The 15,997-nt window shown below is 53.0% G+C and carries 9 protein-coding genes; 5 read left to right on the top strand and 4 right to left on the bottom strand.

Going from position 1 to position 15,997, the window contains the following annotated elements:
* Nucleotides 1–170: 170 nt before the first annotated feature.
* The gene (locus H6F94_RS27990; protein WP_190805544.1) at nt 171–971 is read left to right on the top strand and encodes an SDR family NAD(P)-dependent oxidoreductase; all 801 of its coding nucleotides are present in this window, start codon (nt 171–173) and stop codon (nt 969–971) included.
* A gap of 255 nt (nt 972–1,226) precedes the next feature.
* Here the strand turns inward: H6F94_RS27990 and H6F94_RS27985 are convergent, their stop codons facing one another.
* The 3 genes from H6F94_RS27985 to H6F94_RS27975 form a co-directional block, all read right to left on the bottom strand.
* Nucleotides 1,227–2,240, bottom strand: a complete 1,014-nt coding sequence (locus tag H6F94_RS27985; RefSeq protein WP_190805543.1) for a hypothetical protein — start codon at nt 2,238–2,240, stop codon at nt 1,227–1,229.
* 74 nt (nt 2,241–2,314) lie between these two features.
* Nucleotides 2,315–2,500: a hypothetical protein gene (locus H6F94_RS27980; protein WP_190805542.1), complete on the bottom strand. Its 186-nt coding sequence runs from the start codon at nt 2,498–2,500 to the stop codon at nt 2,315–2,317.
* Nucleotides 2,501–3,150: 650 nt separating this feature from the next.
* Nucleotides 3,151–3,720, bottom strand: coding sequence for a hypothetical protein (locus H6F94_RS27975; RefSeq protein WP_190805541.1), 570 nt, complete (start codon nt 3,718–3,720; stop codon nt 3,151–3,153).
* A 568-nt stretch (nt 3,721–4,288) separates the two neighbouring features.
* Between H6F94_RS27975 and H6F94_RS27970 the strand changes: the two genes are divergently transcribed.
* Entirely contained in the window at nt 4,289–5,134 is an 846-nt protein-coding gene (locus H6F94_RS27970) for a HEAT repeat domain-containing protein (RefSeq protein WP_190805540.1), read from the top strand.
* Between the two features lie 282 nt (nt 5,135–5,416).
* Complete coding sequence (locus H6F94_RS27965; RefSeq protein WP_313949404.1) at nt 5,417–6,013, top strand: HEAT repeat domain-containing protein; 597 nt, start codon at nt 5,417–5,419, stop codon at nt 6,011–6,013.
* Between the two features lie 134 nt (nt 6,014–6,147).
* Here H6F94_RS27965 and H6F94_RS27960 read toward each other — a convergent pair whose 3' ends face one another.
* Complete coding sequence (locus tag H6F94_RS27960) at nt 6,148–7,452, bottom strand: PQQ-dependent sugar dehydrogenase (RefSeq protein ID WP_190805538.1); 1,305 nt, start codon at nt 7,450–7,452, stop codon at nt 6,148–6,150.
* Nucleotides 7,453–7,484: 32 nt separating this feature from the next.
* Between H6F94_RS27960 and H6F94_RS27955 the strand changes: the two genes are divergently transcribed.
* Together H6F94_RS27955 and H6F94_RS27950 are read left to right on the top strand one after the other, a co-directional pair.
* Nucleotides 7,485–8,018, top strand: a complete 534-nt coding sequence (locus H6F94_RS27955; protein WP_242041445.1) for a DUF4168 domain-containing protein — start codon at nt 7,485–7,487, stop codon at nt 8,016–8,018.
* Between the two features lie 268 nt (nt 8,019–8,286).
* Nucleotides 8,287–15,942 carry a hypothetical protein gene (locus H6F94_RS27950; RefSeq protein ID WP_190805537.1) on the top strand — a complete coding sequence of 2,552 codons (7,656 nt, stop codon included), beginning with the start codon at nt 8,287–8,289 and terminating at the stop codon, nt 15,940–15,942.
* The last annotated feature ends 55 nt before the right edge of the window (nt 15,943–15,997 follow it).

The following is a 15,997-nucleotide window of genomic DNA, read 5'->3' as shown; positions in this document are numbered from 1 at the left end:
ATAGCAAATTAATCTCAGACACCCGGCGATACTTCATTGGAAAGACGCAAGCACATTGCTGCCTTCTTAGGATTGTGAGGGTTCAAAGCACACCATCAATTGAGGCTGTCTGGCCACGAGCCGCGAGCCAGGACAAGCGAGTGCAGAACAGTCCTATAGGAGTTTGAATTATGAACAGTTTATCAACCCGACCCCTAGCTGTCGTGACGGGTGCCTCCAACGGCATCGGCTACGAACTTGCCAAACAGTTTGCCCAAAACGGCTTTGATCTCCTAGTCACAGCTACAGGACTCAGCATCAACGAAGCCGCCAGAGCTTTTGAGCAGCTAGGTGCCAAGGTCGAGACGGTACAAGCGGATTTGGCTACCTATGACGGTGTCGAGTCACTCTACAGCCAAATTAAGGCCACTGGTCGCCCTGTTGAAGCCATTGCGCTCAATGCAGGCGTTGGGGTTGGCGGTGAGTTCGCTCGCGACACTGATCTAAAAGACGAACTCAATCTGATTAACCTGAATGTTGTTTCCACCGTCCATCTGGCCAAACGGGTGGTGAAGGATATGGTCGAGCGTGGCCAGGGTCGGATGCTCTTCACTGCCTCAATTGCAGCCATAATGCCTGGACCCTTTGAAGCGGTCTACGCAGCCTCAAAGTCGTTTGTGCACTCCTTCGCGGAGGCGCTACGCAACGAGTTGAAGGACACAGGTGTCACCGTCACGTCGCTCATGCCCGGACCGACTGACACCAACTTTTTCCACCGGGCCGGTATGGATGACACCAATGTCGGTGAGAGCAAGAAGGACGACCCGTCTCAGGTTGCCAAACAAGGTTTTGAAGCTCTGATGGCAGATAAGGACGCCATTATTGCCGGTTCGCTTAAGACCAAGATCCAGGGCAATGTGAGCAAGGTCTTGCCGGATACCGTCAGTGCCGAGCAGCACCGCCAGCTCACTGAGCCAGGAGGCAACAAGTAAGCTATATCTACATCTACTCGACTGATTTAACCAATTAAATTGAGTTGAAGAACTGCCGCTGATCAATTGCCGATCAACCCTAGCAACAGCCAATATTGATCGGCATTGATCGGCGGTAGCCACTGGCGATAGGTCCGCTGGCAAACGCCAATAACCTGTAATGGCAAGAGACGGGAAAGTTGGCCATCAACTACTAGCGCAGATACCAGACCAGCTCACAAGTTCGGCACCGATTAATTAGCTCCCCTTTGCACTTTATGGGGCGCTTGAGGACCTTCGCACTTTGGGCCAAGGAATTTTTGGGTCCTGTGCGAGTTGTCTGGCAACAGCGGCAGCTCCATAGCGATTCAGGTGGCTAGGGTCTTGAAAGTAATCGGGTATTGCTAGGTCCGGTTGATTGAAGTCTCGGACAATCAAACCTCTTAGGCTCAGCCGTCGTAAGTAACGTTGAAATTGCCGCTCGTAGCGCTGCCTAGTTGGGTCTAGGTAGTACTGGGTCAGAGGCAAGTTGACAAACACAATCGGAATGCGCCGGTTGCGGGTGAAGCGCAGTAAGGCTGTGGTTGCTGCCGTCTGTTCACCCCATAATCGGAAGGCTTGGTAATCACCGTCGAACTGACCAGGCACGCGAGGATACTGCTGATAGTAGAGCGCAGGCTGAAAGCGGTTGGGTACGGCCAGAAACCCACGCTCGTCAAGCGGACTAGCTACAGCCGAGGATGGACCATTGAGCTGAGTCGGTCGCAGGCCAGCCGAGAGCGGCTGGACTATGGTGAGTTGTCGATAGCCTGGGGACGTCAGGATCGCCTGGTAAGTTCGGTCTGGCCGACCACTATTAAAAGCCCGCACGCCATCAGCCCATAAAATTAGGCGAGGTAGGTGCTGTGGGGGCAAAATTCGCCGTAGTAGTAGATCGACAACCTGGGCAGTTGCACCATTGACACCAATATTGAACACCCTCAGCTCGGTGTAGCCCTTTTGATTGAGTGCTTGTTGTAAGACGAGTGGGTCAAGGCCTTGCAGGGCCCGAGAACTCCCCACGATCAACACATCAGCAGGACCGGCCTCAGCTAAATAACGCTGGTAATGCTGGAGTTGCTCATCTAAGCGGGGGCTATTAAACGTGGGGTAGGTAACCTCAGGCTGAGCAGGCTCAGGGCTAGAGGACCCACTTGGGGGAGTGGCTGTCTGAGCAGCGGGGGCTGCCAACAGCAGCAACAGTCCACCGTAGGTTATCCAACCATTCACAGTCGGCAGTATCAAGCGCATTCAATCTACAAGGATGCCCATCAAGCACGCTAAGAGTTCAGGCTAGAGGACAACCGCCACTCAGCAGACTCAATCTAATCCATTACTTTGAGCAAACCCATCCGCAAGCGTTCAAATGCCCCTCTGATTTTAGTTTGCTCCGTTTTCGAGAGAGGTTCCGGAGCCAGCATGGCTGAGAGAAAGTGCTTTTGGTCGGCGCGAGTAATCCTGCCTGAGGCAAAAACTCGGTCAACGACTTGCTCAAGAGGGGATTGATTCATGGTGCGGGCTAATCTGCGAGCTGGGGGGCAAGCAACTGGAGAAGGCATGACGGAAGAGATGATGGAGCTTCGATGCTGCAAATCCAAGACAACTTCAGGCCGAGGAGAGCTTCTTATAGAGAATGTCTCATTTGCTGTAACTCAGGCTTCCTGCACCCGGCTCACCCTATTGGGCGAGTAACATTGGGCGAGTAACACTTCGTTGATTGCCAGGAGTTCCTCAAGGAAAGGAAGGCACAGCCAAGAGAAAGCTCAGGCAGAAGAAAGCCGGAGTAAAGCTAGAAACTGCAAGACAAGCCATCCAGCTGCCATGACTTGCCTTACGATGAAAAATCCTGGCAATAGCCAGGATTAGGGGTCAAATGCAGGTATTTTTGGCTGTTACATAAGAGAACTTGCGGCACCCAGTTAGGACCTCAATAGAACCTTGAGACCAACTTGAGACCAACTTAGGACCAAGGGACTCTCGGCTCTGGTCTCAGTCTTCTAGCTTGGCGACTGCTCCCTGACAAACATAAGATAAGCCCAAGGTTAGCCAGTACACTTCCTCCGATTGGCTCACCCAACAGGATGAGCGCAACTCATCTAGAATTAGTGAGCCTAACGAGTTGCTCTAGCTGCTTATGCCTGAGCCTTGTGGCGAAATTAGGCTAAAGCGGAACTAGGCTAGGTGCCTGAGGGGCTCCAACTTTGGCTTGTCGGAGTTTGAGTGATTCTCGTTTAGAGCAACCGCAGGATTTTGAGTATCCTCGAACTAAGTTATGGTGATTGACCAAACGCTTTGTGCCACATTCACATTTGCAAAGCCAGTAGGCAGTACTATCGACGTACTCACCAAGCTTAATTACCGTCCAACGTCCAAACTGCTCACTTGATAAATCCTTACGCCAAGGACGCACCAGCCCTAACTTCTTCTTGTAGTCGTTGACTGTGCTTCTCCCTACTCCTAATTGCTCTGCGCATTCCAAAATAGAGCAGCCTTGTAGAACTAAGTCTCGACAACGCTCTAGCCTTGCTAAATATTCTGCAGAAGGAGGAGCAGTTCGTGGTTTAGAGCGAGAACGACGAGGGACGCCCTGCTCCTGAAGATACTGACGAACTCTTTCCCCTGTCCGGTTATATCGCCTGCCAATCTCTCTCAGAGAGAGACCTTCTGCATATAACCTTTTGATCTCATCTCCATCTGCTTGCGTGAGAGCTTGACGTTGCTCGGATGCCATGCCTTTACTACCGAAACGTGGGCCAAAAAATGAGGCAATTCAATGGCTCTGCAATCTACGCCTTTGGGTTGAGAGCGCAGAGTAGCACGCAGGAACAAATCGAGATTGTCCCTAACTTCTGAATTGGTATAGATAAATCCAAACCCAGCGACTCAACAGTTGCTGCGCTCAAATCCAAGTTGTTTTCATGGGGAAATAGTACCGCATAAGAGGACTGGTTCAAGACTTTACCTTGAGCTTCGTGTTTTGGGCAAGTGGCTCACGCCAGTCATTTGCAGGTCTCCCCAGCCTTGCTCTCATACTGCTTGGACACTGCCCTAACCTCCTGTAAAGGAGAATTGAGTTTGGGCTGCAATCCACGCCAATCTCACACACAGCATCATGAAAAGATGCTTTTGTTTACCTTTGCTTTCTAGTCCACTTTTTGGCCTGCTTTTGTCAGGCTTTTCAGTCAAGTAGTTTAGAACTAGCTTGAGCTAGAATCAAGAGGAATTGAGATTGCAAGTTTGCTAGGCTTGCGGGTTCAGATTCGGCTCACATTTGACTCATACTTGAGCAGGAGCCCAGCATGATTGATTGGGACGAGTCAACAGAAATTGCTGCCCTAGAGCGAATTGGTGGCAAAAAGGCTACTTCTGCCCTGCGGCAAGCTCTGAGCAATGAGGACAGCCATGTACGCAGGCGTGCAGTCGAATCGTTGGGAGAAATTGCTGGTGAGGTAGCAATTCCTACCCTACGTCGAATACTGTCAGACAAATCGAGTGGGGTCCGTAAAAAGGCGGTCGAAGCTCTAGAGGGCATTGGTACTGAAGCAGTCATTCCGGCCTTACAGCAGGCGCTTCAAGATGATGAACCTGCGGTTCGGGAGCGAACTGTTGAGGCGCTGGGACAAATTAGAACCGAGGCAACTATTCCTGTCTTGAAACAGGCAATTACTGACTCTGAATTCACTGTGCGTAAACGGGTAGTTGAAACCTTAGAGCTAGTTGGCGGACCCGCGGCGATTGCTGTTTTGAGCCAAGTATTAAACGATGAGTCGCCCAACATTCGTGAGAGGGCCGTTGAAGCTCTAGAGCAGATCAGAACTGAAGCATCGATTCCGGTTCTGAGTTTAGCTCTCAAGGATGCAGATTCTAGTGTGCGCAGACGAGCGGTTGAGGTCCTCGAATCAATTGGCGGCGAGTCCGGAGTTTTAGCGCTGAGCCAAGCCCTTCTGGATGAGTCAACGAGTGTTCGTCGTCGTGCTGTCGAAGCCCTGCAGCATATTGGCACTGAGTCTGTGATTCCCATACTTAGTGCAGCCCTAGCCGATCAATCGCCCCTAGTTCGTCGTCGCGTAGTTGAAGCGCTCGAAGAAATTGGTAGCGCTGCCATTGTTCCTGCGTTACGCAAAGCGTTTCAGCAAGGCAGTTAAATTTACTTAATCAAATCTACTTAACAGAGTCTTGAACACACGCCAGATGTTGTAACAGGCGTGCAAATAATACATGGAACTGCGGCTAATGTAGAGCGAAAACCAGCAAGGTTCAAGCATTGCTGGAGAGTGGCTCAATAGCTAACGCAATGGCTAGCTCAATGACTCTAAGCTTTGGTTATAAAACCTGCTCTCAAGCCCTAAGTTTCCCTTGCGATTTCTAGAAACCACTTGGCATTCTGAATCAGCGGGGATCAGACTGCGGGGGGAGTGAAATAGGGCATTGCAAGCGTACTGTTAGAACACGAGATCAGGAAGGCGGTGGTTGGGATGTATGACAAAGTTAGCAATGAGGCAGCAGTTTCTGCGTTGTACCTTGCCCTACAACAAGACGAGTCTCACATTCGCAAAAGGGCGGTCGAAGCGTTAGGCCAAATTGGTGGCGAGGCAGCTTTACCGGCTCTGTTACAAGCCTTGTCGGACCCTAGCTCTGGCGTGCGTGAACGAGCTGTAAGCGCCTTAGAGGGGATTGGCGGCGAGCATGTAATTCCAGCCCTACACTCAGCTCTGATGGATGAAGACTTTAATGTTCGCAAACAGGTTGTTGAATCCTTAGGACAAATCGGTGGCGAGGCAACGATTCCTGCCCTACATCAAGCTCTGAATGACGAAAGCTCTAGTGTCCGTAAGCGTGCTGTTGAGCTTTTAGGACAAATTGGCGGTGAAGCGGCATTAGCGGCTCTGCGTCACGCCTTGAATGACGAGTCCTTCAGTGTGAGCAAACGGGCCGTTGAAGCTATTGAGAAATTGATTGCCGTTGAGCCTGAGAGCACCGAAGGGGAAGCCCGGATGGATGTGGCTGCCCCTAATCCTGTTTAATTAGCGATTTAATTGGCTCAAGAAGACAAAAGAAATACAAGAAAAAACCATAAAAAGTCAATGTCCAACTCTCTGACCCTTTAGGTTGATTTCAAGCTAGTTTTAGGTAGATTTTTACCTTCGCGGGCCTTACTTTACGGTACATAAGTGACCCGCCAGATCTTGCCGCCTGGCTCGTCAGTGACCAGTAGGGCACCGTCAGAGCTGACGGTCAGACCCACAGGGCGTCCCCAGACTGAGGGGACCGAAGGATTAACCAGCCAACCCGTCAGGAAGTCTTCGTAGCCCCCCTCTGGTTGTCCCTGAGCATTGAAGGCAACCCGCACGACTTTATAGCCTGTTCCCTCAGAGCGGTTCCAGGAACCTCTAAAGGCTACGAACGCATCTCCTCGATACTCAGCGGGAAACTGCTCACCCCCGTAGAACGTTAGGCCTAAAGCCGCCGAGTGTGCTTGGAAGAGCACATCGGGAACAATCGCTTTACGTTCTAGCTCCGCCCGACGTGGCAGGCGCGGGTCAGGGTTAGCGCCCAAATAGGAGTAGGGCCAGCCGTAGAAGCCTCCCGGCTGCACTGAAGTTAGATAATCTGGCACCAGGTCATCCCCCAGTTGGTCCCGCTCGTTCACCGTGGTAAAAAGCTTGCCAGTGCTGGGGTTAAAGCCTAACCCAACTGGATTACGTAGCCCAGAAGCATAGGTCTGGCGATTGCTGCCATCGGGGTTCATGACCTGAATCGAGGCGCGGGGCAAAGGTTCCTCTGCCGCGTTGCCTTGAGAGCCTACACTGACAAACAGCTTGGAGCCGTCAGGGCTAAAGATTAGGTTGCGGGTCCAGTGCTGGTTGTAGCCACCTCCTGGCAGGCGGGTGATGGTCTGAGCTTGGCCCTGCAAACGGCTCTGACCTAACTGATAGGGATAGCGCACTACTGCGTCAGTGTTAGCGATATAGAAAAACCGGTTATCTGGGGAGATAGCCATACCTAACGGTTGGCGAAGCCCCTGTGCAAACACAGTGTTTTGGTCAACTACACCATCACCGTTGGTGTCGCGCAGTAAGCGAATGCGGTTGTCATAAGACTCTGCCAGAAAGATGTCGCCATTCGGCCCGCTCAACAGCCAACGCGGACGGGACAACCCCTGAGCAAATAGATTGACCTTGAAGCCTGCCGGTGCTTGAAGTCTGGCATTACTCGGCTGTGGTATCACCCGTGGGCTACGACTGACCGAATTAGAAGCGTAAGGCTTAGGCAGATCTGAGACCTGAATCAGAGTTCGACGTGCTGTCCTAGAGCCTGCCTGGGCTATTGGTGGGGCAGCCGTTGTGTTTTTGGTTGTGGGTTGGGAGGGTTCAGCAGTTGGCAGGCTGCCAACGCCAGCATTGCCCAGCTGACAAGCTGTTACTAGTGGCAGCAAAGAGATTAGAACAAGAAGACGGCTCATCTTAACTAGGAACGCAAGGGCTCTAATCTCTAATGATGATCAAAACTCGACCAGTTAAGGGCCTGGTGAAGTGCCAGCTCGAAGGCCAGAGCAGTGAGCAGGAGTACAACCCGCCTAGATCTGGCCTAGCCAAGAGGTTGTGCAAAGGGTTACTAAATTGGGCTCGGAGCTTGATTCTGGGCTTGTTGCTGAGTTTGACTTTGGGCTCATTGCCAGGGCTAGCCCAGTCCTCAAGTCCAGTGAGCCTTCCGGATGACGATCCACCTCTGCTTGATGTTGTGCCCAGTGCCAGCGACATCCCATCTGAGAAAGTGAGTCAATTTGCTCAGGCTTATCTCAAAATGCTTAAGTTAATGGCCAACCGAGAGCCAGATCTGCGTAGCGCTGAAACTGACTTGGATTCAGTCGAGGTTGAGCATCAGATTGAAGCAGACGCACGCACCATTATTGAAGGATCAGGACTGACGCAACTGGAGTACCTACAGCTGCTTGGACTTGCCAATAGCGATCCTGAATTTGGCGAGCGGATCACGATGCAACTTCAGGAAATCGGCGAAGAGGCTTAGGGTCGTGCTTAAGCCTGTAGTAGTAACTTAATTCTTAATTGAGATTTGTTGAGTGCGAATTGCGACCATAACCTACGAACGTGGTGAAGGTTCGTGTATGCGAAATTGCTTGACAGACGCTAGCCTGGAAGCACAATCCGGTCCACGCTGAGTGACGGTTGTATAGTTGGCTGCAATACCTGTGTTCGCATTGGCTCTGAACTCCTCTGGGGGCAAGCAGCGGACTGCAGACTCAGCTTCCAGGCACAGAAAAAAGGGGTCCTCAGAAGTGACTGCTCCCAATCAGCAGATTCGCGAATTCATGACTGAAATTCAGGCTGTCTTGAGCAAGCCGATCAGTCTGGTCCCGAAAGTTCAAACTGACGAACTTCGGCGCCAGCGCGATCTATTTCAGCGTCTTAACCAACACCTGGAAAGTATTCAAGCGCAGCAGGCCCTGGGAGAGGAACTCGAACAGCTCAAAGAATCGCGTTTGGCTAGGCTGACCGAATTAACCAGCCTAGAGGTGCAATGTCAGGCAGCCCAGGCGCAACAGACTAGCCTGGAGAGCCAGCTTCAAGAACACCACAGTGAGCAGCAGCGCCTCCAGCAGGAGATCGCTGAACTGGAAACGACTCGGGCCGAAGCGCTAAGGCAACAACAACTCAAGCTAGAAAGTACGCTTAGTGAGTTGGCCGAGCGGCTAAGCAGCTTGCAGGAAGCTCCTGTGCACACCTTGGAAAGCGTGCTCACCCCCTTTCGTGACCAGCTTGAAGTAACTCGTCAGCAACTAGAAGCAGAGCGCTCCAACTTAGGCACTGAGTCACAGCGTCTACTCAATCAGCTATCTGCCCTAAACGCCCAACTAGAACAGAATCTCCAGGACAAAGCGCAACGGGATGAGGCAACGGCTAGCCCAGCTGAGATAGCTGCCCCAATTGATCCCCAAGCTCTACAAGCTGCCCTACAGCATGAGTTGCAAGACGGGTTGCAAGAGCTGGAGACCAACCTCAAGCAGGAATTGGGAACCCTGAGCCAGGACTGGAGCCAGCAACTCAGGCGCGAGTTAGCAGACCTGCAGCAGCACTATAATCAACTTCGCTCAGACTTGAGTTCCTTGGTCACTCCAGCTTCAATCTCGATCCCTGAGGCTCAACCCAGCGCCACAAGCTCTTCTACCACCCCTGATTCTTCTGAACCTGATATGGATCTTCAGCAGCAGCTTATTGCCGGAGTTCTTCAAAGCCTGGAAGCTCATCTCAAAGATCAATTGAGCCAGCAACTCCGTCAGACCCTATCGCAGGTTCAGCAAGCGACCCCAGCTTCCCCCGCCTCCACTGAGCAGCTGCTGTCTACCTTAGACAGCAGTTTGTCAACCACATTTGCAGGCCTAAGCCAGCGTCTATCCCAAGTCAATCACTCAGGGTCCCGGGGCGAGGCAGCACTCAGCTCCTTGATCCAGTGGCTTAACCAATCTGGCCCTAGTGAAGCAAGCACGGCTGAACTGCCGTCCTACCCAGGGGCATATGCAGGGATGGAAGTCTTGCCCCCGGTCGTACCCGACCAACCCCGACAAAATCGAGGGGCTCTCCTAGAAGATCATGCTTATCCTGGCTATGAATTGCCAGCAGATTTGACCGAAAACAGCTTTGAGGCGGAACTGGAAGCGGCCCTGAATGAGATCGAGCTTCAGCCCTTTGCGCCTGAGCTAGAGAGCAATGCCGTTACGACTGAGGATGCCGTTGGCCTGCCTTCCCCGGTATCGGGTCTGAGTATATCGCTTCCTGATGCTTACGCTGCTCTGGGCCTGCTTGAACAAATAGCCTCAGAGTTGCAGCAGCCAAACGCGCCAGAAACTGTAGGCAGTCCTGAGGTTGTAGCCAGCCCTGAAGCTGAAGTGAGCCCTGAGGTTGCTGTCACTCCTGAGGTTGCTGTCACTCCTGAGGTTGTAGATACTCCTGAGGTTGCAGCTGCTCCTGAGGCAATCACAAGCCCTGAGGCTGTGGCAGGTCCTATTGATGACACGCCTCCTGAACTTCTCAGCCCAGAGTCTGCTCCAACGCCAGATCCTATTCCAGCTGAGGCGTCCTCTGAAGTGGCTCCCCCGGCAGCTTGGGCAGATGAGCTTGCAGATGAACTCAGCCGCTTAGATCTTGAGCATACAGGCACTAGCTCGGTTGATTTCCTGCCCCTTGAGCTTGAGCAGGACCTAGCTGAATTCGATCAACCTCTGCTCGATATTCTCTCAGAGCCTCTAGCTTCTGAGGAGGCTGACCAACCGATCCCAGAGCTTGCTGAGAGTCTGATAGAAACCCCAGATATCCCAGCCACTGATGCAGAAACCGGCGAAGCAACTGACGTAGCAACCGACGTAGAAGCAATTACTGCTCCCGAGGAGATCATTCCCCTGGAAGCGGCTATTGCCCCTGAGGAGATTGCCGCTCTTGAGACTATTGCCCCTGAGACTATCCTCCCTGAAGCAACGGCTACCGGAGTTACAGAGGAGCCTGCTCAAGTTTCTCCTCAAGCCCCTCTTGATGCCTCGGTTTCTGCTGAAGCCCCCACATCCCTTAGCTTTGCGGAAGAAGCCTTTGAGGATTTGGGACTCAGTGACCTGTACTTAACCCTTAATGACCTCTACCAAGAGCCTGTACTAGAGCCTGAAGCGAATCAAGCCACAGAAACGCCCAGCCCAGAAGCAGAACCCCAGGCTGTTAATGCGCTAGAGGGATCAGATCTGCTATTCTTCGAGCCTGCTTCGCCTAGTGACGAAAATGAAGCGCCGGAGAGTCTACCTGCTGAAGCTGAAGACACGCTGGAACTGGAGCGCACAGCGGTTCCTTTACCTGCCTCAGAATCAGATCTTGAACTGGAGCTGTTAGGGTCAGATCTTTTCGGTGATATCGCAGCTGAGCCTGAAGCCAGCTCGATAGAGACTCCAGTCGATGTAGGCGGCCCAGAACAACTAGCCAGCCTGAATGACTTCCCAAGTGAGCAGCCATCGGGGCCTCTGTCAGAGGCGTTGTCAAGTCCTGGTTCAGTTATCCCACTCTCAATAGAACTCGTAGAACCCCAGCCTGAGCCGGTACTAGCTGAGTCAGAACAACAAGTCCCAGATCTAATGTGGGCTGCGGTAGATAAGCTCGGACCCGTGGAGACATTGGCTGACTTGAGTGAGCTTTTGAGTGCTCCTCCAGAGCCACAACCGGCAACCGAGCCTGAAGCGCTACAACTACCAACAGAAGCTCTTGAGGCTGAGGCCCAAGCAACACCGTCACCTGAGCCAAGTTTAGAACTCAGCCCGGAGCCTACCTCAACCCTAGAACTAGGAGCGGAGCTGGACGACAGCCTAACCCTATCTGATTTTGCCGAGGACCTCAGCGGCGATCTCTCTCAAGCTACAGGCGACGAAGTTCTACGGCTAGATAACTTCTTCACTGAGGATGGCGATGCCTGGGTGGATGACCAGCTGCGTGAGGAGCTGAGCCAGGATTTGAGCCGTCTGGAAACCAGCCCTCCTGAAACCAGCTCGGCAGGATTCTCAGACGTCACCATAGACAGCTTGTTTGAAGAGGAAGCCAGTGAAGGACTGCTCCCTGACCTAACAATTTTGCCGACCCCAACCATTCCTGAAATTACTAGTGGAGCAGAGCCTGAGCCAGAAGCAGCAAGCCCAGAACCTGAGAATTTGTCAGTAGCGGAGTCAGGGACGGAGTCGCTGGAATCAGAGCCAGAACCCGCATTAGCAGAAGCAAGTGACAGCGCTCTTGATGAAGACCTGCTGCTCGAAAACTTTTTAGCGCCAACGGTTGAGGCTGCTCGTGCAGAAGCAGTGTCTGCTGAAGCTCCAGCGCTCACAGCCGACAATTTCTTGGACACAGAGCCAGGGCCTGAACTTACGCCTGAACCGATTCCAGCCCCGGTTACTAGCCCCGACCAGGGCGAGGAAGGTGTAACCCCTACTGAAATTACCTTGGAAAGCTTCTGGGATGAGCCAGAGGCTAGCGAACCGACTCCAGTTGAACTGGCTCCAGTTGAGCTGCCTCTACTTGAATTGGCCCCGGTTGAATTTGCTCCGGCGGAGCTAGAGGCTGAACTGAGCGCTGAACCAGGCGAAGAGGCAGACCTCTTTCAAAACCTGTCCGATCCGGCTCCTCAAACGCCAACCGCAATAGATTTGGTCAACTTAGAGGGTGCCGTCCCTCAGTCGGAAGCATCCGCTGTGGCACCTGAGGCTCCAGCAATAGCTGAGCCTGAAGATTGGCCCGATGCAGAACTACTGGCAGTCCTGGGTGATGATTTATTAAGCCTAAACGCGCGCCAGACCCCACCTCAGACTGCGGCAGAGACAACGCTAGAAACGCCAGAAACAACACTAGAGACAGCGCCAGAGTCTACTCCTGAGGTTTTAGTCAATAGCAGTCTAGCTCTGGACGATTTGGACTTTGGCGATCCAATCTTAGATACGCCAGATAGGCCAGAAGCTTTAGTAGACGAGCAGCTCACCAATTTTGCTGATGCAGCTGAGGCTGACTTAGAAGCAACGACTGATTTGGCTGCTCCTATTGAAGTTGTTGAGGAATCGCTGCCCACCGTAGCCGCCCCGATTTCGACAGAGGCAGACTTAACCCCCGAGCTTGAAGAATTTGAGGAACTGGCTGCGTGGAGTGACGATCCCCTAGCCCTAGAAGCACAAACCCTTCTAGAAGCGGTAGGGGACGAGGCAGACGACAGCGAGGAGTTTGATGAATCAGGCTTCGACAGCTTTGGTCTCTCAGATCTGTCGGACGACGATGACCTGTTAGCCGATTTTGGAGGTTTAGGGGATCTGGCTGAGGTTCCAGCTCTGCCATTACCAACCGAGACTGAGTTAATTATTCCAGAGCCAATCGAGGCCGAGCAGCTAGAAGCTGATCCCATCAGGACTGGTCAAGCTAGCCCGGTTCAAGTTGGCCCAGATCAAACTCGACCAGATCAAACTGGTTCGGCTCAAATTGACGCTGAGCCCGTCCCCTCGCCTGCGCAGACTACGCAACCTGACCTTGACCCCCTCACCGCAACTGCCGACCTCAACGATCTAGACCTGGGCACCCTAGAGCAGCTGCTATCAGAGATCGCCCCTGTAGTGAGCGTTGCCCCTACCGAGCCGGCTGCTAGTCCTCTTCAAGCTTCAGAGACGCTGACAAGTGCTGAACTGCCAACGGGCCAGACCTCTGAGGCACCCACCCCTGAGCCAGCAGCAGCCGAACCGGTAGCGGATCCAACCCCTGCTCCAGCCCCTGAGCAGATTGATGAAATTAACATCACGGTTCTCTCTCGGCCTGTGACTGGGCTGGAAGGACTCACAGATGATTCATTTGAGGAAATGGGATTTGAAGATCTCGACTTGGAGACAAGATACGAGCTGGATCTGGATGACGATCTGACCGAACTGGAAGCCTTACCCGGTCAAGCAGAGCTAGCAGATTTGACGGAGTTCGGTTTTGCAGAAGAGGCTGACCTACCGGACCTGGATGTAGAGGCTATCTTGGGCTCCGAGTTATTGGAAACCGACGAATTAGACGGCGATTTCCCTGAGATGGATTTGGATAGTGACTCGTTTGCCTTAGAAGAAACCCTACTAGAACTGCCCGAACTAGACTCTGATTGGTCTAGCGAGGATGAGGACGATGGCGATGAACTCACCCCATTAGAAGTCGATGGTGGTGCCTCTGCTTTAGACAATACGATCCTGGAACTACCAGAGTTGGAGTCCGACTGGACTTTTGATGCCGACGATGATGACAGCGCCAGCTGGATTACCATGCTGGGGACCGAGGAAGGCGGCGATGAGTCGGACGAAACTGAGGACGGTTCGGATTGGTTGACCTCTCCGGACGGAGAAATTGACGAAGACTTTGGAGAAGACACGGTCGTCCCCGGGCTGACTACTGCCCAGCCCAAACCGGCCTTGCCCCCTGATCCAATGAGTGGCACAGGAGTTTCGGGCTATCGTGCCCCCAATGAGCCCATAGGAACTGGTTGGCTAGAGACATCAATCGTCAACAGCCCACCAGTTAACAGCACACCGGCTTCATATCCTGGTTCAGAGACAGAATCACAATCAGACTGGGCCTCGATTGCGACCTTAAATCCGCCTCGTGCTTCTTCAGTGAATCTGGACAGCGAGAGCCGCTGGTTCCTGGGCCTTGATTTTGGCAGCCGTTCTCTCTCGGCCACACTGCTTGAGGCAAATAGCGGCAAACTCTATCCTTTGAGCTGGTCTTATGGGGCTGGCCGCCCCGAAACTCTCTTTGAGTTTCCCTGTCTGGCTTACCTGCACTCTGACCTGCTCAGCTCAGGCATCCAAGAGCCTCTTGAGGCAGAAGTGCTAGTTGGCCCTGACGCTTGGGCAGTGATTCAAAGGGAAGGCTACGCTGCCAAGGGTCTGTTGCTGCATAGCTTCAAGGCGCTGCTGAAAACAGGGCTCTCCTACCGAGAAGCAGAGCAATGGCAACCTCTAATTCAGTGGTCTGATCGGCAACGCTTGCCACTGCGCTGGTTGCAAGCTGCTCTGCAACAGATCTTGGCCCAGGGTTCGCAGCAGGCTCAAGCCGAGGGGCTGAACTCAGAGACCTTGAGCCGCATCTGGCAAAATCTAGCAGGGGTAAGCTTGGGCGTACCGACAGGCTGGTCAGAGACTTACTACCTGAATTTGCGGGAAGCCGTTCTCAACCTGGGTTGGGTCCAGGGGCCTGAGCAGGTGCTCCTGGTTGAGGATCCGATTGCTGGCATTCTGTCCTTGCTAGCAGCACAATCCTCAGCCGCTGCTCCAAGCAGCATAGGCACAGCTGCAGTACCGCTCAAATCTCCCTGGATAGGACCAGCGTTGCTGTTAGATATTGGCGCTGAGTCCACAGAATTTACCTTGGTCAACCTGCCGGATGACTCTCAAAGCCTGAACCACAGTGACTTTATCTGCCATAGCTTACGCTACGCTGGCGAAGGCATTGAGCAAGACATTGTTTGCCAGTTGCTCTACCCTAGGCTCCAGCAGTTCATGTCAAGCTCTGCTGAGACTTTCAGCCTAGAGGATTTGGACCTACCCTTGCCTGGCGATCCAGATCCAGCGGCGCGTTGCCGGTTGCGTCAGCGGTTAGAAAGTTCCACTCTGGGTCAGGAGTTGCAAGCTCTGGCACAGCAGTTGAAACTTGCACTCACTCAGCAGGACCGCTTCAGTGCTCAATTAGCTGGACAACCGATTTTGGTCGTACGGCGTGAATTGGATAGCCAAGTCCTCTTGCCCTTTGTTCAACGTTTGAATCGAGAGCTAAACGACTTACTGAGCGTTGCAGGGCTTTCAGTGGCAGAGGTGAAATTAGCCCTTTGTACCGGTGGCACTGCAGCACTGGGAGCAATTTCCCTTTGGTTACGTCAGAAGCTGCCCGCGGCCCATCTAATCGAGCCTGATGAAGTGGCTAAGGAACTTCAGGGGGGGCGCTTAGCGCAGGGGTTAGCGTTGCTACCGCTCTATCCCCATGTTGTCGACCAAGTTCGGCTCCAGTACGGCGATTATTTTCTGTTACTGGAATTATTGAAGGCATTTCCGCCATCAACTGCCGAAAATGCAGCAACTTTAGCGGCTCCTGTCACAGTTGAGGCCTTGTTGCAACAATTGGAGCGACGCGGCATCAATACACGGGTCTGCCGGCAGCGGGTAATTGCGATTTTGGAGGGACAATTGCCTGCTGAACTGTTTGCCTGGCAGGATGAAGACCGGCTCTGGTTAGCAGCGCAGCCAGCGATGCCAGAAGCAGCGCTATTTGACCCGATGAGTGATGGTCGCTATCGGCCCAATCTGCTGCAGTTCGAACGCCTTCGCTCCTATCTACAGGCTGTGAAGCAGACCCTCTCCCAAAACCTAGAAGAACCACTGGTCATCAATCCTCTACCTAAGCCCAACTAACCTAGGTTCTAACTAAGTCAGGTCCAACTAAGTCAGGCCCAACTAAAGGGCCTGA

It is taken from the genome of Leptolyngbya sp. FACHB-261 (assembly GCF_014696065.1).
In the GTDB taxonomy this organism is placed as follows: domain Bacteria; phylum Cyanobacteriota; class Cyanobacteriia; order FACHB-261; family FACHB-261; genus FACHB-261.
Note: the sequence above shows the minus strand (reverse complement) of the source record. Positions and strands in the feature narration are given on the sequence as shown.

Bases quoted from the DNA above. Each gene is read 5' to 3' on its own strand.
- H6F94_RS27975 (WP_190805541.1), bottom strand. From the start codon at position 3,720: ATGGCATCCGAGCAACGTCAAGCTCTCACGCAAGCAGATGGAGATGAG.
- H6F94_RS27985 (WP_190805543.1), bottom strand. From the start codon at position 2,240: ATGCGCTTGATACTGCCGACTGTGAATGGTTGGATAACCTACGGTGGA.
- H6F94_RS27970 (WP_190805540.1), top strand. From the start codon at position 4,289: ATGATTGATTGGGACGAGTCAACAGAAATTGCTGCCCTAGAGCGAATT.
- H6F94_RS27990 (WP_190805544.1), top strand. From the start codon at position 171: ATGAACAGTTTATCAACCCGACCCCTAGCTGTCGTGACGGGTGCCTCC.
- H6F94_RS27955 (WP_242041445.1), top strand. From the start codon at position 7,485: ATGATGATCAAAACTCGACCAGTTAAGGGCCTGGTGAAGTGCCAGCTC.
- H6F94_RS27960 (WP_190805538.1), bottom strand. From the start codon at position 7,452: ATGAGCCGTCTTCTTGTTCTAATCTCTTTGCTGCCACTAGTAACAGCT.
- H6F94_RS27980 (WP_190805542.1), bottom strand. From the start codon at position 2,500: ATGAATCAATCCCCTCTTGAGCAAGTCGTTGACCGAGTTTTTGCCTCA.